The organism is Streptomyces sp. R35 (assembly GCF_041053035.1).
GTDB lineage: Bacteria > Actinomycetota > Actinomycetes > Streptomycetales > Streptomycetaceae > Streptomyces > Streptomyces lutosisoli.
On the sequence record NZ_CP163440.1, the window covers coordinates 1,107,375 to 1,124,745 of the forward strand.

The 17,371-nt window shown below is 71.1% G+C and carries 18 protein-coding genes; 6 read left to right on the forward strand and 12 right to left on the reverse strand.

Features of this window, described 5'->3' with window-relative positions:
• Nucleotides 1–139: 139 nt before the first annotated feature.
• Together AB5J50_RS05440 and AB5J50_RS05445 are read right to left on the reverse strand one after the other, a co-directional pair.
• The gene (locus tag AB5J50_RS05440; RefSeq protein ID WP_369255395.1) at nucleotides 140–541 is read right to left on the reverse strand and encodes a nuclear transport factor 2 family protein; all 402 of its coding nucleotides are present in this window, start codon (nucleotides 539–541) and stop codon (nucleotides 140–142) included.
• A complete protein-coding gene (locus AB5J50_RS05445) occupies nucleotides 538–1,536 on the reverse strand; it encodes an NADP-dependent oxidoreductase (RefSeq protein ID WP_369255397.1) in 999 nt (332 codons plus the stop codon). The genes AB5J50_RS05440 and AB5J50_RS05445 overlap by 4 nt, the downstream gene beginning before the upstream one ends.
• A gap of 122 nt (nucleotides 1,537–1,658) precedes the next feature.
• Between AB5J50_RS05445 and AB5J50_RS05450 the strand changes: the two genes are divergently transcribed.
• Nucleotides 1,659–2,534, forward strand: coding sequence for a LysR family transcriptional regulator (locus AB5J50_RS05450; protein ID WP_369255399.1), 876 nt, complete (start codon nucleotides 1,659–1,661; stop codon nucleotides 2,532–2,534).
• Between the two features lie 240 nt (nucleotides 2,535–2,774).
• On the opposite strand, the gene AB5J50_RS05455 is transcribed toward AB5J50_RS05450, so the two are convergent.
• The 5 genes from AB5J50_RS05455 to AB5J50_RS05475 all read right to left on the reverse strand — a co-directional run bounded on the left by AB5J50_RS05455 (nucleotide 2,775) and on the right by AB5J50_RS05475 (nucleotide 7,351).
• On the reverse strand, nucleotides 2,775–3,965 hold the full coding sequence (locus AB5J50_RS05455) for an acyl-CoA dehydrogenase family protein (RefSeq protein WP_369255401.1): 1,191 nt from the start codon (nucleotides 3,963–3,965) through the stop codon (nucleotides 2,775–2,777).
• Nucleotides 3,966–4,090: 125 nt separating this feature from the next.
• Nucleotides 4,091–5,023, reverse strand: a complete 933-nt coding sequence (locus AB5J50_RS05460) for an NAD-dependent epimerase/dehydratase family protein (protein WP_369255403.1) — start codon at nucleotides 5,021–5,023, stop codon at nucleotides 4,091–4,093.
• Complete coding sequence (locus AB5J50_RS05465) at nucleotides 5,020–5,625, reverse strand: dTDP-4-dehydrorhamnose 3,5-epimerase family protein (RefSeq protein ID WP_369255405.1); 606 nt, start codon at nucleotides 5,623–5,625, stop codon at nucleotides 5,020–5,022. The genes AB5J50_RS05460 and AB5J50_RS05465 overlap by 4 nt, the downstream gene beginning before the upstream one ends.
• Nucleotides 5,626–5,630: 5 nt before the next feature.
• Entirely contained in the window at nucleotides 5,631–7,154 is a 1,524-nt protein-coding gene (locus tag AB5J50_RS05470) for an FAD-dependent monooxygenase (protein WP_369255407.1), read from the reverse strand.
• Nucleotides 7,151–7,351 (reverse strand): hypothetical protein, encoded by a 201-nt coding sequence (locus AB5J50_RS05475; RefSeq protein WP_330302490.1) that lies wholly within the window; start codon nucleotides 7,349–7,351, stop codon nucleotides 7,151–7,153. The genes AB5J50_RS05470 and AB5J50_RS05475 overlap by 4 nt, the downstream gene beginning before the upstream one ends.
• A 149-nt stretch (nucleotides 7,352–7,500) precedes the next feature.
• Between AB5J50_RS05475 and AB5J50_RS05480 the strand changes: the two genes are divergently transcribed.
• The 5 genes from AB5J50_RS05480 (at nucleotide 7,501) to AB5J50_RS05500 (ending at nucleotide 12,687) form a co-directional block, all read left to right on the forward strand.
• Nucleotides 7,501–9,123, forward strand: coding sequence for an FAD-dependent oxidoreductase (locus AB5J50_RS05480; RefSeq protein ID WP_369255410.1), 1,623 nt, complete (start codon nucleotides 7,501–7,503; stop codon nucleotides 9,121–9,123).
• Nucleotides 9,124–9,132: 9 nt separating this feature from the next.
• On the forward strand, nucleotides 9,133–9,888 hold the full coding sequence (locus AB5J50_RS05485) for an SDR family NAD(P)-dependent oxidoreductase (protein ID WP_369255412.1): 756 nt from the start codon (nucleotides 9,133–9,135) through the stop codon (nucleotides 9,886–9,888).
• 64 nt (nucleotides 9,889–9,952) lie between these two features.
• On the forward strand, nucleotides 9,953–10,882 hold the full coding sequence (locus AB5J50_RS05490; protein WP_369255414.1) for an SRPBCC family protein: 930 nt from the start codon (nucleotides 9,953–9,955) through the stop codon (nucleotides 10,880–10,882).
• The gene (locus AB5J50_RS05495) at nucleotides 10,875–12,362 is read left to right on the forward strand and encodes a class I adenylate-forming enzyme family protein (RefSeq protein ID WP_369255416.1); all 1,488 of its coding nucleotides are present in this window, start codon (nucleotides 10,875–10,877) and stop codon (nucleotides 12,360–12,362) included. Before AB5J50_RS05490 ends, AB5J50_RS05495 begins: the two co-directional genes overlap by 8 nt.
• A gap of 37 nt (nucleotides 12,363–12,399) precedes the next feature.
• Entirely contained in the window at nucleotides 12,400–12,687 is a 288-nt protein-coding gene (locus AB5J50_RS05500) for an antibiotic biosynthesis monooxygenase family protein (RefSeq protein ID WP_327426473.1), read from the forward strand.
• A gap of 58 nt (nucleotides 12,688–12,745) precedes the next feature.
• On the opposite strand, the gene AB5J50_RS05505 is transcribed toward AB5J50_RS05500, so the two are convergent.
• The 5 genes from AB5J50_RS05505 to AB5J50_RS05525 all read right to left on the reverse strand — a co-directional run bounded on the left by AB5J50_RS05505 (nucleotide 12,746) and on the right by AB5J50_RS05525 (nucleotide 17,181).
• The gene (locus tag AB5J50_RS05505) at nucleotides 12,746–13,198 is read right to left on the reverse strand and encodes a nuclear transport factor 2 family protein (RefSeq protein ID WP_327426474.1); all 453 of its coding nucleotides are present in this window, start codon (nucleotides 13,196–13,198) and stop codon (nucleotides 12,746–12,748) included.
• 78 nt (nucleotides 13,199–13,276) lie between these two features.
• On the reverse strand, nucleotides 13,277–14,329 hold the full coding sequence (locus AB5J50_RS05510) for a methyltransferase (RefSeq protein ID WP_369255418.1): 1,053 nt from the start codon (nucleotides 14,327–14,329) through the stop codon (nucleotides 13,277–13,279).
• A gap of 5 nt (nucleotides 14,330–14,334) precedes the next feature.
• On the reverse strand, nucleotides 14,335–15,120 hold the full coding sequence (locus AB5J50_RS05515) for a cyclase family protein (RefSeq protein WP_327426476.1): 786 nt from the start codon (nucleotides 15,118–15,120) through the stop codon (nucleotides 14,335–14,337).
• Nucleotides 15,121–15,126: 6 nt separating this feature from the next.
• Nucleotides 15,127–16,389, reverse strand: coding sequence for an FAD-dependent monooxygenase (locus AB5J50_RS05520; protein ID WP_369255419.1), 1,263 nt, complete (start codon nucleotides 16,387–16,389; stop codon nucleotides 15,127–15,129).
• A gap of 12 nt (nucleotides 16,390–16,401) precedes the next feature.
• On the reverse strand, nucleotides 16,402–17,181 hold the full coding sequence (locus AB5J50_RS05525) for an SDR family oxidoreductase (RefSeq protein ID WP_369255420.1): 780 nt from the start codon (nucleotides 17,179–17,181) through the stop codon (nucleotides 16,402–16,404).
• Nucleotides 17,182–17,371: the final 190 nt, after the last annotated feature.

The window sequence follows — 17,371 nt, forward strand, 5'->3', positions numbered from 1 at the left end:
CTTGAACGTCAGCAGCGGCTTGTGCTGTCCCCGACCGCCTGCCTACAGAGGGCCGTGCTGTTCGTCGTCGGCCCAATCGGTACCCGGGCGCCGCCGGCAGGCACCCGATGATCCGCCGGACACACTGCCTGGCCCCGCCCTAAAAGGCGTTGTCCAGCGTCAAGGTGAGCTCAGCGATACGCCACCCACCGTCGGACCGGCGCAGGCCGAACGTGTAGACCCCGGTCGAGATCATCTGGATGCTCTCGCCGGTGTTCCTCGTCTGCACCAGATAGGCCCGCACCTCAGCGGTGGCGGCGTCCGTCGTCGTGACCACAACATTGCCCAGATGGTGCCGCACCCTTCCGGTCTGGGCCGTGTGCCCGTCACGGATGAAGTCGAGCACCGCCGCGCGTCCGGCGACCGGGCCGAGCACTCCCTGTCCGGGCATCGTGAAGGTCCAGGTGGTGTCTTCGGTCAGGACCGCTTCCAGCTCGGGCACATTCAACTCGTCCAGGGCGTGGGCGTAGTTCGCCACCGCCTGCTGGAGTTCGGCGATCACGAGACCACCGTCAGCACGATCTTGCCCTGGATGTGGCCCTGCGCGGCTCGCGTGTGTGCGCTGCCCGCCTCGGGCAGCGGGTAGGTGCTGTCCACCCCGACCTGGAGCTTGCCCTCGTCGAACAGGCGCCCGATCTCGGCGAGCTGGGGACCGTTGGAACGCACCTGAATGTTCGAGACTGTGATGCCCAGACTCGCCGTCTCTTCCGGGTCGTACTCGGCGAAGAACACCGGAAGCATGGTGCCGCCGCGCTTGAGCACGGTCAGAAAGCGTGAGCTGTCCGGGCCACCGACGGTGTCGATCACCAGGTCGACACCGCTGACCACGTCCGCGGCCTGCGTCCTGGTGTAGTCGATGAACTCATCGGCGCCGAGCTTGCGCAGGAACTGCTCGTGCCGGCCCGAGGCCACCGCGATGACGTGTGCCCCCTTCCATTTCGCCAGCTGCACCGCGAAGTGGCCCACTCCACCGGCGGCCCCGTTGACCAGCACGGTCATCCCTGGCGTGATCGGCACCGGCTGGTGCACCTGGCCGGTGAAAGGAGACGGCACGTCATGGCCGAGATCAACCAGGTACTGCCAGGCCGTCAGCACGGCCATCGGCGCCCCAGCCGCCTGGACATGGTCGATACCGGCCGGCTTGTGCGCCAGGTCCGCAGCCGGCGCGGCCACGTAGTCGGCGTACGTCCGGCCGTCGAATCCGGGGAACCGCAGCATGCCGAAGACCTCGTCACCGACGGCGAACCCCAGCACGTCCGGAGCGACCGCCTGGACCACGCCCGACATGTCCGTTCCGGGGATCAGGGGGAACTCCAGCGCCGGCCTCATCTCGGCCGGCATGACCTTCATCCCCTCACGCAGGTACCAGTCCGGCGGGTTGATGCCCGCCGCGTGCACCCGGACGAGCACCTCGCCCGCGCCGATCTCGGGAACCGGCACCTCGTCATACTGCAAAACATCCGGGCCGCCCGCTTCGTGGAACTGGATCGCCTTCATCGCGCCTGTCGCTTTCTTGGGGAAACGTTGCTCCTTCAGTCAAGGCCCAGGACGGCATGACCGTCCAAGACCGGTTCGGCAACCTGATCATTCCGAAACGGCATGACCCGTACGCTGGAAGGGTGAACGATCTCGGACAGGACCTGGAACTGCGGCTGGTGCGCTACTTCACCGTGGTGGCGGCGCACCAGCACTTCGGCCGGGCCGCCGCCGACTTGCACGTGGCCCAGCCGGCGCTGAGCCGCCAGATCCAACGGCTCGAGAAGTATCTCGGTGTACGGCTGCTGGACCGCATACCCCAGGGCACCCGGCTCACTCCGGCCGGCCAGAGCTTCCTCCCCCGGGCCCAAGCCCTGCTGCAGGCCGCCCGTCAGGCCGAGCTGGCCGTGCGTGAACAAGCCGAGACCGAACGCATCGCCATCGGCTACGTCGAAGACCTGGTGATCACTGCCGCCGTACGGGAACTGCGCCGTCGTTATCCGGACGCCGAGATCGCCACCCGGTACCTGAGCTGCCGCGACGTCGGGGCGCTGTCCGACAAGCGCGTCGACGCCCTGATCGCGCGGGCCCCGCTGCCGCTCGCCGCCGACGATGTGTTCACCACCCCGCTGTACGAGGAGCCCCGGATGCTCGTGGTCCCGCGCGGCCATCCCTTGGCCGACCGCGCGTCGGTGACCGCGGAAGAACTGGCCGGGGAGGAGGCGGCGCCGTGCGCGTTCGAGACCGCGGACTGGACTTCCTACCGGATCCTCGGGGCCGGCGTGCCGCCGATCGAAAGCTACGAGGACAAGCTCGAACTCGTCGCGAGTGGCAGGGCGATCGCCGTGCTACCGGTCGGCGATCGGCGTAGCTCACTGCGTCCCGACCTCGTCGCCGTCCCGATCGAGGACGCTCCCCCCAGCCAGGTCGTCCTGGTCAGCCGCACGGGCGACCCGAATCCGATGATCAGGAATCTCCGGCTGGCGGCCAAGGCCGTCCTGACCGCCCCGGCAGCCTGACCGGGACCAGCCGACCCGCTTGGCGCTGAACTGCACCAAGCGGTGCTCACGCGCGCCGTGTTCGTCGCGCATCTGCCGGTATGGCATGCAGCCCTGGGCCGCTTGTTTTCGCGAGCGCTCGAGCGTGGCCCCAGCCTTCGCGCGGCGAGGTGATGCCCCGCCACGCACAGGGCGCAACCGGTGATCTTGGTGCCAACTATCCCTGTTTTGTGCCAACTAAAGACGGTGGTCGCACGCAGGCTAACGCCGTACCCGCGGCATCCCCAGACCGATCCACGAGATGATCTCGCGCTGGATCTCGTTGTTCCCGCCGCCGAAGGTGAAGATCACCGCCGATCGGTAGCCGCGTTCCAGTTCGCCGTGCAGGACCGCGCCCGCGGAGGCCTCCTTGAGGACGCCGGGGGCCGCGACGATCTCCATCAGCCAGGCGTAGGCGTCGCGGCGCGCCTCGGAGCCGTACACCTTGACCGCGGAGGCGTCCTGCGGGGTGAGCGTGCCCTCCTGGACCGCGTTCACCATCTGCCAGTTCAGGAGCTTCATCGCGTCGAGCTTGGTGTGGGTCTGCGCGAGGCGGCGGCGCACCCACGGGAGGTCGACGACACGGCGGCCGTCGGCGAGCTTGGTCTCCATCGCCCAGCGCTGGACGTCGTGCAGGGCGCGGATCGCCATGGTGCCGTGGGCTGCGAGCGTGACGCGTTCGTGGTTGAGCTGGTTGGTGATCAGCCGCCAGCCCTTGTTCTCCTCACCGACCCGGCGGGAGGCGGGGACGCGGATGTTCTCGTAGTAGCTCGCGGTGGTGTCGTGCGAGGCGAGGGTGTTGATGATCGTGCACGAGTAGCCGGGGTCGGAGGTCGGCACCAGGAGCATGGTGATGCCCTTGTGCGGCGGGGCGTCCGGGTCGGTACGGACGGCGAGCCACACCCAGTCGGCGGTGTCGCCGTTCGTGGTCCAGATCTTCTGTCCATTGACCGTGTAGTGGCCGGTGACCTCGTCGCCGTCCCGTACGGCCTTGGTCTTGAGCGCGGCGAGATCCGTCCCCGCGTCGGGCTCGCTGTAGCCGATCGCGAAGTCGATCTCGCCGGAGAGGATCTTCGGCAGGAAGTACGCCTTCTGCTCGTCCGTGCCGAAGCGCATGATCGTCGGGCCGACCGTGTTCAGCGCCATCAGGGGCAGGGGCACGCCCGCCTGGGCCGCCTCGTCGAAGAAGATGAACTGCTCCATGGGGCTCAGCCCGCGCCCGCCGTACTCCTTCGGCCAGCCCACGCCGAGCCAGCCGTCGGAGCCCAGCCGCCGGATCGTGTCGCGGTAGAAGCGCTTCTGCGCCGCCGGGTCGCCGTAGCGGGCGTAGGCGTTGTCCGGCACCAACTGGGTGAAATAGCCGCGCAGTTCGGTGCGCAACCGCTGCTGCTCCGGCGTGTATTCGAGATGCACGGCGCCTCCTGGCTCCCAGTGGCTGAGCTGGTTCTCCCGGTCGGACGGCGCACAGAGTAGAACGCGTTTCAGAAATTGGGAATGCCGATGACGTGTCGGGAGGACTTCCGCCTGGCTCTCACCGGTCAGGAGGACGGCCGCTCGGGCTCTTTCGCCCGCACCGTCTCCCACATCGCCCGCATGGACGCCTCCAGGGAATGGCGCGGGCTCCAGCCGAGCAGCCGCCGTGCCCGGGTGCTGTCGACCTGGATCCAGTCGGCGCCGCGGCTGCGGACCGCCCCCGGGTGCCCCCGCACCGTCCCCGGTGGGCGTCCGGACGCGTGGACCAGCGCGGTGACCAGGGTCCCGATGTCCAGCGCCCGGCCGGTGCCGATGTTGAACACGCCCTGGGCGGAGGGGGTTTCGGCGGCACGCACCACCGCGTCGGCGGCGTCGCGGGAGTCGACGTAGTCGCGGTGCGCCTCGGCGATCGTCAGATCGATGGTCCCCGGGTCGTCGCGCAGCCGTGCGGCGAGGGAGCCGAAAAAGCTCTCGGCGGCGGGGTGCGGGCCGATGGTGTTGGTGAGGCGCAGGACCACACCGTCGAGTTCCCCGGCGCGCGCCGCGTCGAGTACCAGCCCGGCGGCCACCAGCTTGGAGCGCGGGTAGGGCTGCTGCGGGTCCGGCTCCACCTCTTCGCCGATCGACGTGCCCCACGGGACGGGGCCGTACTCGTGGATCGTGCCGAGCTGCACGAGGCGCGGCGGACTCGGCGTCTTCTTCAGCCCGTCCACCAGTCGCTCCACCAACTGGACGTTGGTGGAGTGGAGTTCGTCGCCCCAGCCGAGCGTCGCGTTCACCACGGCGTCCACCCGCTCCGTGGCCAGGACCTCCGCGAGCTGCTCGCTGGACGCGTGCGCGGCGTCCAGGACCAGGAAACGGTGGGCGGCCACCTGGCTCGCGTGACGGCGGGCGATCGCGACCACTTCCGTACCGCGGGCGGCGAAGGCGGCGGCGATCTGCCGGCCCATGCACCCGGTGGCGCCGATGACGGCGACCCGTCCGGCTCCCGCACTCACCGGGCGGAGTCCGGTTCCGCGGGCCACTGCCGGCAGTGCTCGTACCGGGGCAGCATCCCCCGTGCCTCGGCCTCCGCGAGCGAGATCGCGACCGTGTCCCGCTCGGACAGGTGGAACTTCATGTCGTAGGGCCACGGCAGGCCGAGTGCCGGGTCGAGCGGGTCGATGGCCTGTTCCAGCTCGGCCCGGTAGGCGGTGGTCACCAGGTACGACATCACCGTGTCGTCGTCGAGCGCCAGAAAGGCGTGCCCCACGCCGTCGGGGATGTAGACGGCACGGTAGGAGACGGCGTCCATCTCGACGATGTCCCATTTGCCGAAGGTCGGCGAGCCGAGCCGGATGTCGACGACCGCGTCGAGGGCGCGCCCCTGCGCGCAGTACACGTACTTGGCCTGTCCGGGCGGTGTGGTCGTGAAGTGCAGCCCGCGCAGCACACCGCGGGCGGAGCGGCTGTGGTTGGTCTGCGCGGTGACGAACCGTTCGCCGACCGCCGCGACGAACGCCTGCTCCTGCAAGGGCGAGACGAACAGTCCGCGCGCGTCCGTGTGGATCTCGGGCGTGAACTCGAAGCCGCCGGCCACGGCGAGCCTGCGTGTACGCATCCCTGTCACCTGCCCGTCGCGTCGTGGTGGGTCCGGGGCCGGGCCGTGCAGCCCGGGGCGCCGAACCAGTGCCGCAGGGCGTCCTCCAGCTCCAGCAGCGCGTCCTTGCGCGGTACGCCTTCGCCGGGATCCGCCCACGCCACATGGCCATCCGGGCGCAGCAGCAGACCCGCTCCGCCCTCGGCCGGGACCGTGCCGACGCGGTGCGACCAGTCGGTGGCGAGCCCGCCCGCCTCCTGAGCAGTGCCGGCCGGCAGGAGCAGCACTCCGCGTCCCGTGCGCAGCACCGTCCGGACCTCGTCGCCGACCGCTTCCGCGAGCGGCGGGCAGGGGCGGCCGAGCAGTTCGTGCTCGTAACGGCCCGGAGAAGGGGTGTAGCGGACGTCGAGGCCCGTCATCTCGTGTGCCAGCCTGCTGTTGACCTCGGGCAGCGCGAGGAGTTCCGAGAACATCTCGCGCAGCGGGTCGACCTTGGGGTCGGGGGCCATGAGCATGAGCTGCACCCGGGTCTCGCGCAGCACCCGCTCGGCGACCGGGCGGCGCTCGGAGCCGTAGCTGTCGAGCAGCCCGGGGGGAGCCCAGCCGACGATCGTCCCGGCCAGCTTCCAGCCCAGGTTGACGGCGTCCTGGAGGCCGAGGTTGAGTCCTTGCGCCCCGATGGGGAAGTGCACATGCGCCGCGTCCCCGGCGAGCAGCACCCGGCCCTGCCGGTAGGTGTCCGCCAGCCGGGTCGTGTCGGCGAACCGGGACAGCCAGCGCGGCCGGTCCATGGCGACGTCGATGCCGGTGATCCGCCGTACCGTCTCGCGCAGCTCGTCCAGGGTCACCGGGGTGTGCTCGGAACCCGGCTCCGGCGGGGTGAACTCCGTGGTGAGCACGCGGGTCACCCCGGGCTGCAGCGAGATCGCCATCAGCAGGCCGCGGGGGGTGCGCATGGTGCCCGGCACTCCGTTGGGCAGCTGTCCGGGGTCGGCCAGTTCCACGTCGGCGAGGAGCGCGCGCACCGTGGGCGCCGATCCGCTGAAGCCGATGCCGGCGAGCTTGCGGACGGTGCTGCGCCCGCCGTCGCAGCCGACCAGATACTGCGAGCGCAGCCGGTAGGTTCCCTCGGGCGAGTCGACCTCGCCCACGACGTCGGAGGGGGTGGCGTCGAGCCCGGTCAGCGCGTGTCCGCGGCGGATCTCCACCCCGCACGACAGGGCGTACTCCTCCAGCAGTTCCTCGGTCCGCGCCTGCGGGATCAGCAGGGCGTACGGATGCTCGTTGTGCAGGTGTCCGAAGTCGAGCAGCGGTTCCAGGCCGGCGAAGTGGGCCTTGGGCCAGGTGCGGTTGCCCTCCGTGAACCGGCCGAGCAGGCCCCGCTGGTCCAGTACGTCCAGCATCCTGGCCTGCATACGGAAGGCCCTGGAGTGGCCGCTCGGCTCGGTCAGCCGCTCCAGGAGGACCACGCGGGCACCTCCGAGGCGCAGTTCGGCGGCGAGCAACAGGCCGACCGGACCGCCTCCCACCACGACGACGTCGGTGTTCATCGAACCTCCAAGTCCCTGTGCGGCGTATGCCCGTTGTCCCCGTGCGGCGGCGTTCGCGGCTCGTCGTCCAACAGGGCGGGGTCCGGTGCCATCGGACCGGCGACCAGACACAGGCCCGCCAGCCGTGTGCACAGGCCCCATCCGATGCGGCGCCCGACCGCGCGGGCGAAGTCGAGGTCATACCTGGCGGTGCGCATGTCCTCACCCTTCCCGGGGCTCCTAGAGCCGGGGTGGAGGGCCCGTCGATCAGCCCCGCGACGCCATCGACCGTGAGTCGAGGGGGGCTCCAGCACGGTGCCCGAGCCTGGGGCACGGATGACCGTCGGCAGCAGAGGATCGGATGGCAGTGACGAAAGGAACCCGCACCCCCCAGGTACTCGTGGCGGGGGCCGGCCCGGTAGGGCTCGCCCTGGCCTACGAACTCGCCCGCCGTGGAATCCCGTTGCGTCTCATCGACGCCAAGGACGCGCCCGCGACCACCAGTCGCGCCGTCGCCACGCATCCGCGCACGCTGGAGGCGTACGACCAGATGGGTCTGGTCGAGGAGATGCTCAAGCGGGGCCGGGAGATCCGGGCCTTCACCCTCTTCCAGGACGGCCGTCGGCTCGCCCGCCTCGACGCGGACTACTCGACCATGCCGACCCGCTTCCCGTTCACGCTGGCCATCGAACAGACGGCGACCGAGGAGGTGTTCCGCGACGCTCTCGCGGACCTCGGCGTGGTCCCGGAGTGGGGCACGAGCCTGGAGCGGATCGCGCCCGGCGACGACGGGGTGACCGTCGGGCTGAGCCATACCGACGGCCGCGACGAGACGGTCCGCGTCCCGTGGCTGGTCGGCTGCGACGGCGGCCACAGCACCGTACGCCGCTCCCTCGAACTCCCGCTGATCGGCGAGGCCAACCAGACCTGGCTGCTGGCCGACGCGCCCATGACGAGCGAACTGCCGCCCAACAGCATCTACTGGGTGCGCACCGACGGCGGCACGCTGATGGCGGTGCCCCTCGCCGACGACCGATGGCGGCTGCTGGACACCGCCGAGACCGACTACGACGGCGACCCCGACCATCTCGCGGCGCGCTTCGAGCGCAAGCTCAGCCAGGGCCTCGGCCACCAGGTACGCATCGGCACGCCCAGCTGGGTGTCGGTCTTCACGGCCCAGCAGCGCATGGTCCCGAACATGCGGGTCGGCCGCTGTCTGGTCGCGGGCGACGCCGCCCATGTGCACAGCCCGGCCTCCGGCCAGGGCATGAACACGGGCATCCAGGAAGCCGTCAACCTCGCCTGGAAGCTGGCCATGGTCATCGAGGGACATGCCCGCGCGGAGCTGCTCGACAGCTATACGAGCGAGCGCGTGCCGGTGGGTGAGGCGCTCCTGGAGTCCACCAAGAAGGCCACCCAGATGATCGAGCTGCGCAGCCGGTTCACGGACCTCGCGCTGCCCGTGATCTTCGGTGTGGTGAGCCGGGTCGCCCCGATCCGCAAGCGGATGCAGCGGGAGATGCTCGGCGGGATGTCCGGCCTGCTGCTCTCGTACGCGGATCGCACCCTCACCGCCCCGGACGGCGACGGCGGCAGTGGCCCCCGTCCGGGCGCCCGGCTCACCGAGGTGACCGACTCCGATCTCACGGGCACCGGCTGGCCCGCGCTGCTCGCGGCGCTGCGCCGGCCCGGCTGGCTGCTGCTGGCGGCCGCCGCGCCCGGTGACCCCGCCGTCGCGGAGACGGTCCGCCGGGCGCGCGCCGAGTACGGGTCCTGGCTGTCGGTGCTGAGCGTCACCGAGGCGAAGTCGGCCACGGACCCCGAGGTGATCCCCGACGGCGACGGGCGGGTGTCCGACCGGCTCGGTCTGTCTCCCGGCGGATGGCTTCTGGTCCGCCCCGACGCCTATCTGCTCGCCCGCGGGCCCGCCCTGTCGCCGGCCGCGCTGTCCGACGCGCTCGGCCGGCTGCCGCTCGCCCGTCCCGTCTGAGGAGCCCCGATGGATCTCGGACTGACCGACCGGGTCGCCCTGATCACCGGGGGGACCCGGGGCATCGGCGAGGCCACCGTGCGCGCCTTCGCCGCCGAAGGCGCCCGCGTCGCGCTGACGTACGCCGGCTCGAAGGACAGGGCGGCCGATCTGGCCGTCGAACTCGGCGGCCCGGAGCGGGCCCTGGCCGTCCGCTACGACCTGGCCGACCCCAGCTCGGTCGAGGACCTGGTGCCGGCCGTCGAGCGGCACTTCGGCGCGGTGGACGTGCTCGTCGCCAACGCCGTGCGGCGGCCCGCGGAGCGCCCCGGACCCGGCTTCGAACATCTCGACCCGGCGGCCTGGACCGCGTACCTCGACGACAACCTGACGGCGACGATCCGCACCGTGCAGACCGCGCTCACCGGGATGCGCGCACGCGGCCACGGCCGGATCGCGCTGATCTCCTCGCACCTGACGGCCAAGGGGCAGGCGGGGCAGGAGGTCTACACGGCGGCCAAGTCGGCGTTGCACGGCTTCGCGCTCAGTCTGGCCCGCGACGCCGGACCCGACGGCGTCCTGGTCAACGTGGTCAGCCCGGGGCTCACCACGACCGAGGGCGCCCTGCGGCACTTTCCCGCGGCCGTCCTGGAGAAAGCGGCCGCCGCACTGCCGACCGGGCGCCTCGGCAGCCCGGAGGAGGTCGCCAGGACTGTCGTCTTCTACTGCTCGGCGGCCAACGAGAACATCACCGGCGAGCTGGTCTCCCTGGTCGGGCGCGGGTGACCCCACCCACGCCCGGTCCCTCGCCGCGGGCCGCCCGCCCGCACTCACCGTGGAAGGAACACCAGTGGTCAACACCCAAGCCCCCGTGGGCGAATCGGTTGTCGTCGAGGCCCCGGCGAAGGTCGTCCTCGACCTGATCGCCGACCCCGATCCGCTGCACTACCTCTCCCCCACCATCGTCTACGCCGACCGGGTCACCGTCGGCCCGGACAAGGACCGGGTGACGGTGTGGACGATCACCGAGACCGAGCAGGTGTGGTCCCGCACCCAGCAGCGCACCCTCGACCCCGACGGCCTGCGGGTCACCTTCGAGGACACGCCCGAGTCCACCCTCGCCGGAGTGCGGGGCGAGTGGGTGCTGCGCGCGGTGTCGGACGACAAGACCGAGATCGAGCTGAAGCAGGACACGAGCGCGCTCACCTCTCCCGAGGCCGTCATCCGGGCCGAGGAGGCACGGTCCGATCTGCTGTCCACGGTGGCGTACGCCGCCGCGAACCGGCAGGAACTGTCCGACCTGGTCGTCGACTTCCGTGACCCGCTCTTCGCCGCGGGGTCCGCCGAGGACGCGTACAAGATCCTCTACGAGGCCGATCGCTGGCCCGAGCGGCTCGCGCACGTCTCCCGGATCGACATGACCGAGGAGGTGCCGGGCATTCAGTTCTTCGACATGGACACCACGACGTCCGACGGCGCCCCGCACACGACCCGTTCGGTGCGGATCTGCTTCCCGCACTCGAAGATCATGTACAAGCAGATCGGGCTGCCCGCGCTGCTGGCCGCGCACACCGGGCACTGGCTGTTCACCCCGACCCGCGAGGGGATCGTCATCGAGTCCCGGCATGTCGCCGTCATCAAGCCGTCGGCGCTGTCGATCCTCGGCGAGGGCACCACGGTCGAGGACGCCCGCCGCTATCTGCGCCGGGTGCTGAGCACCAACTCCATGACCAATCTGCGGCTGTCCAAGGAGTTCGCGGAGGAGCAGGCGCGTGCGTGAGCCCGTCGAGCGCCTGGACGACCTGCCGCGGCGCGCCGCCGAGACCGACCCGGACGGTGTGGCCGTCCGCACGGACCGCGGCGACACGCTGACCTTCGGCGAGCTGGAACGGCGGGTGAGCGGCTGCGCGGCGCGGATCCGGAGCCTGGCGGGCGGCCCCGGGGTGGTCGTCGCGATCACCTCCGTCCTCCATCCCGACTTCGCCGTGGCGTACTTCGGGACGCTGCGCGCGGGCAATGTCGTCGTGCCGGTCAACCCGTTCCTGCGCGCCAAGGGGCTGGAGGCTCTCGTCGCCGCGAGCGGGGCCCGGCTGGTGCTCACCACACAGGAGATCGCCGGACAGCTCGGCGGCGGGGTGCCCTCGCTGGACATCGGCGACCGGGCACTGTGGGACACCGAGCCGCTGGCGGACGTACCCGCCGTCGGTCCCGACGACATCGCGTCCGTGCACTTCACCAGCGGTACGACCGGCGATCCCAAGGGCGTGCGGCAGACACACCGCAACCTGGCCGTCAACGCGGCACAGACCGTGCACGCCCACGGCCTCGACAGCACCTCGGTGACGGTCAACCACCTGCCCACCTACCATCCGATGCATCTCAACTCGGCGCTGTTCGCGGCTGCCGAGCAAGTGCTGGCCACCGATCCGGACCTGGCCGCGTCGCTGCGGACGGCGAACGAGGCGCGGGCCACCCGGTACTACAGCCTGCCGATGCGGCTCAGCCGGCTCGCCGTGCGTCCGGACCTCGCGGAGCTGCGCCTGGAGACCGTGCGGGCCGTCTTCTCCGGCGGCTCCGCGCTGCCGGTGCCGGCGGCGCGGACGCTCGGCGACCACTTCGGGATCCCGGTCCTTCAGGGGTACGGGCTCGCCGAGACCGCGCCGATGACCCACTGCGGGAGCCGCACCCACCCGAAGGACGGTTCCTGCGGGCCGCCGGTCCCGCTCACCGAGTGCCGGATCGTGGATCTCACCACGGGCAAGGCCCTCGGCCCCGGCGAGCGGGGCGAGATCCAGGTGCGCGGCCCGCAGCTGATGAAGGGGTACCTCGGTGAGCCCGACGGGGCGGCCCTGGACGCCGAGGGCTGGTTCGCCACCGGGGACGTCGGCCAGGTCGACGAGGACGGCTATCTGTTCGTCGTCGACCGGCTCAAGGACGTCTTCAAGTGCGACAACTGGCTGGTCTCCCCACAGGAGATCGAGCAGGTGCTGCTCGCACATCCCGCCGTCGCGGACGGTGTGGTCGTCGACCACCCGGACGAGTTCAGCGGTGCCGTCGCGGTCGCCCTCGTGGTGACCCGTCGCCCCGAGGACCAGGAGGCCCTCGACGCGATCGCCGCGGACGTCAACTCCGGCCTGCCGTACTACCAGCACATCCGGCACATCCGGACGGTCCCGGAAATCGCCCGGTCCGGCGGGGGAAAGGTACGCCGCCAGGATCTGCGCCGGCTCTTCGAGGATCTGCTCGTCACGAGCGAGTGAAGCCCGCCCACCCTTGCCCCAGTTAAGGAGTACGACCATGGTGACCCTGATCAACAAGTTCACGGTGACGGGCGAGATCGACGCGTTCCGGCGCGCCATCGCCGAGGTCAGCGACTACATGCAGGCGCAGCCGGGCTTCATCAGCCACGAGGTGTACCGCTCGATCAGCAAGCCGAACATCTTCGTGGAGACCGCCCACTGGGACGACCCCGACTCGCACAAGAAGGCCGTGCAGAGCGACGAGTTCCGCAGCCGCGTACGCGGCCTGGCCGGGCTCGCCACGCCGGACGCCGACCTGTACACCCCGGTCGGCGACGACCACTGACGTCACGCGAGGGGGCCCCCGGGAGATTCCCGGGGGCCCCTTCGGCATCACGTCACGCTCACTCGGGCGTGCTCACCCCGTCCTTGGTGACACGCCGCCGGCTCACCTTGAGCTCCCCCGCCTCGCGGACGAGGACGTCCTCGCACACACAGCTCATCTTCACCTCGGGCCCGCCGCCCACCAGCGTGCCGATGATCAGCGCGTAGCACCTCACGTGCAGCGAGCCGTCGGCCGCCGCTTCCACGGCGAGCATGCCGTGCCAGTGCCGGCGCACCTCGCCCGCGGCCACCAGCGCCTCGTGCGTGGAGCGCACGGCCTGCGCGAGGGCGGACCGTCCGACGACGGGTTCGGGCCGGTGCTCCGGCGCGAACTCCCCGTCCTCGGTGAAGGTCTGGGCCCACTCCTCGGCCCTGCCGCTGTCGAGGAGCTGCATGTGGCGGGCGTAGAACTGCTGCACCTCGGTGTAGAGCGCCTCCTGCACGGGCGCGGTGTCGAGCGTGGTGTCGGTCATACGGTCCTGCCTTCGTGATCGGGGTGCCGACAGTGCGCTGAGCCCGCGAAGAGGCTCAGCGGAGTTTCCAGGAGAGGTTCAACGGGGCTTGCACTCCAGGACCGCCCAGTCGCCGACGGCCGGCTCGCAGTCCAGCTCGAATCCGCCGGCGGCGAGCAGTTCGCGCCATTCGTCGAGATTGCGCTCACGGCCGCCCATTACCACCAGCATGTCCACGTCCAGGAACTTCGCGGTGTCCCAGGTGTTGCCGGGTGCCACGACCTGTTCGAGGACGAGCAGCCGCCCCGCGGAGTCGCCGATCGCCTCGCGTATCCGGCGCAGGATCTCCACGGCCTTGTCGTCCGGCCAGTCGTGCAGCACGGTCTTCAGGACGTACGCGTCGCAGCCGGCCGGGATCGGATCGGTGAAGAAGTCGCCGCCGACCACGTCGACCCGCTCGGCCACCTCCCGTTCGCCGAGCAACTCCCCGGCGGTGTCGGTGACTTGGGGGCGGTCGAACAGGACACCCCGGATGCCGGGGTGGCGGCGGAGGATCTCGGCGAGGAAGTAGCCGCGGCCGCCGCCGACGTCGGCGAGGACGGGGAACCGTGAGAAGTCGACGCGGTCCAGGTAGAGCCCGCCGAGCCGACGGCTGATGGTGGTCATGGCGTCGTCGAAGACCTCGCCGGCCTCCGGGTTGGCCTGGAGGTACTCCCAGAAGGACATGCCGTTCGCCGCGTCGAAGCCGGGATGGCCGGTCCTCGCGGAGTGCAGGATCGACCCGAACGAGCCCCAGAAGAAGCCGGATCCGTCGAGCAGCACGGCGTCCCGCACCCCGTCGGGCAGGTCGGTACGCAGCCCCTCGGCGATCGGGGTGAGGGCGAACTGCCGCCCGTCGAGCTCCTGGAACACGCCGAGCAGCGCGGCACAGCGCAGCATCCGGTAGAGCGCGGCCTCGTCGGCACCGACGGCGTCGGCGAGTTCGGTGACCGTGCGCGGGCCCTTGATCAGCTGGTCGGCGACATTGAGTTCGGCCAGCGCGTACACGACCGCGGAGAACCGCTGGCCGTTGGCGAGGAGCATCAGCCGCTGGCGCAGCGAGACGTCCGGCCGGTCGACGAAGGAGTACGCCGCCTGGGTTTCTTGGGTCATGTGCGTCAGCCCTCGTTGTCGTCGATGAAAGCGACCGCGCGGGTCCAGCCGGCTCCGGCGCCCGCGATCTTCACGGGGAAGCACGAGAGGGTGAAGCCGTGCCGGGGCAGCCGGTCCAGGTTGGCGAGGCGCTCGATCTGGCAGAACTCGCGGTCGCGGCCCGTGAAGTGGGCGGGCCACAGGACCGACCGGTCCCCGGTCCGCTGGTAGCGCTGGAGGATGTCGCCGAAGGGTGCGTCCAGGCTGAACGCGTCGGTGCCGATGACCTTCACTCCGAGGTCGAGCAGGAGGTGTACGGCGGGTCCGTCGAGCCCGGCGAAGTTCGTGAAGTATTTCTCCGTACCGGCCCACCGGTCGGCTCCGGTGTGCAGAAGCACGATGTCGAGGGGCGCCAACGCGACGCCCACCCGGTCCAGTTCGGCTTGTATCCGGTCGGCGCCGACGGCTCCGGGTGGCGCGTCGGTGAGGTCGAGCACGACGGCGGGCCGGTGGAACCACTCCAGGGGAAGCTCGTCGATCGTGCGCGGCGGGCCCTCGCGGTAGGAGGCGCGGGTGCCGTAGTGGGCGGGTGCGTCGATGTGGGTACCGGTGTGGGTGGTGAGCCGCAGCGTGTCGATCGACAGCAGTTCGCCGTCGTCGAGCACGCTCGGGTCGAATTCGATGCCGAAGTGCTCACGCATCTCCTCGGCCATGTGCCGGGCGCCCTCGGCCGGTGTGATCACCTCGTGGGTCACCGGTTCGGGCTCCCAGCCCCGGGCGTCGACGGGTGATGACAGATCGACCAGTCTCATCCGCGATCACTCTTTCTGGTTGACGGTGAAGAGGTTGTCGGCGACCCGGATGCCCGGGGCCCCGAAGGCGATCCGGTTGGTGAACTTGGTGCCGATCGGGGTGCGCATCACGACACGGGCGAGCTTCGGCCGCAGGAAGGTGGCCAGGCTGTCGGCAGAGAGCATCATCCGGCTCTGCACGGCCTGGAACTTCATGACCGCCCTGATGTGCGGCCTGCGGATCCGCTCGAACTCCGCGAGGCGCCCGGCACTCATGTCGCCGTCCGCGACAGCGGCGAGCAGGATCGGGTGGAGCAGCGCCGCGTCCTGCACCGCGAGGTTGATGCCCTGGGCGCCGAGCGGACCGTGCGTGTGCGCGGCGTCGCCGATGAGGACGAGGCCGTCGCCGGTCCAGCGTTCGGCGGCGGCGCCGAACACGTCGAGGAGCGAGACGTCGGCGAAGCTGTGCAGGGTGCCTTCCACCCGGTCCGCGAACTGCGGGGTCGCCGCGGCGATCCTGCGGCGCACCTCGCCGATGCCCAGCGGGGCGAGCTTCTTCCACTCCCCCTTGGGCAGGGTCCAGCCCATCTGGAGGGCGCCCGGGTGCGAGTCGTAGGCGAGCACGGGATTGCCGCCCGCGCGGTTCACCATGACCTCACCGAGGGGCTCCTCGGCGGGCAGCCGGAACCAGACCACGTCCTGGTCGAAGACGTCCTGGCGGACATGGTCGATCCCGGCGAGCCGGCGCACCTGCGAGTGCCGCCCGTCCGCGGCGACCACACAGGCGCCGCGCACCGTGTAGGTGACGTCCTGGGCCTTGGCGTACACACCGCGCACGGCCTCGCCCTCACGGATCAGGCCGTTGACCCGCGCCACCAGGTAGCGGAAGCCCGGGAACTCCTGGCACCTGTCGAGGAGTTCGGCAAGCAGGTGCGCCTGGGGCAGACTGAGCAGGTAGTTGTACGGCGGCTGGAGCTTGCGGTACTCGAAGGCCATCAGCACCCGGCCGTGCTCGACGAGCCGGAACCGCTCCAGGACGTGCGCACCGCGGTCGGTAGCGCCCTTGAGAACGCCGATCTCGTCGAGTACGGCGAGGCCGCCGGGCTGGAGGATCTCGCCGCGGTACTCGCGGCTGAGCGAGGAGCTGCGCTCGACGACGGTGACGCGCGCTCCGGAGCGCAGCAGCAACAGCGCCAGGGTCATGCCCGCCGGGCCACCGCCGACGATGCAGATGTCGGTCTGTTCTTCCGTCTGCTCTGCCGTCTGTTGTTCTTCCGTCTGCTCATCCATGTCGGTCTCCTGTCAGGCCAGCAGGCTCAGGCCGCCGTCGGCGGAGACCACATGGCCGGTGATCCACTGGGCCTCGGGCAGACAGAGCAGCGCCACGGTGTCCGCCACGTCCCGGGGTGTCGCGAGGCGTCCGGCGGGGGTGCGGGCGCCGATCGCGCGGGCGACCTCCGGGCGCGTGGTGTCGGCGCCCTTGTCGAGCTTGGAGGCGGAGACCGCGTTCACCGTGATGCCGCGGCCCGCCAGTTCCACCGCCACGAACCGGGTCAGGCTCTCCAGGGCCGCCTTGGCGACCCCCAGGCTGACCATGTGGGGAGCCACACCGCGGGCGACGCTGGCCGACACGACGATGATCCGGCCGCCCTCGGACATCAGGTCAGCGGACGCCGCCGCGGACGCCGCGAGCGGCACCACCGCGGTCGCCGTGTCGGCGTACACGTCCCTCAGGCGCATGCCGAGCGTCGGCATGGGGTGCGCCGAGGCGGCCGAGTGGACCAGGATGTCGAGGCGTCCGTGCCGCTCGCGCACTTCGCGCATCAGCTCGGGCAGCGTCGAGGCCCGGCGCGCGTCGGCGCGCAGGGCCGCCAGGCTGCCCGGCGTGTCTTTCAGATCGGCGAGCAGGGCCTCGGCGTCCGCCTCCGAGTGGGCGAACGTGGCGATGACGTCGCAGCCGGACGCGGCCAGCTTCTCGGTGACGGCCCGGCCCACTCCGCGCGTTCCGCCGATGACGAGGGCGCTCTTGCCCTTCAGGCCGGGCAGCGGTGGTACTTCGCTGCGCGTGTGCGGTTCCGACACGGTGCACTTCCTCTCGCGGTCCGGGCCGCCGCGGGCTGCCTTCGGCAGACGGGCCCAGCGGGTGAGTTGAGTGCTGTCACCGTGTCCCAGGACGGTCGATCGTCGCTGGAGCCGGGGCGGAGCGCGCGGGGAGCGGTCGCGCCCGAGCCGGCCGGCGGCCGCTTCGACCGGCGGTCCAGTTCCCGTCTAG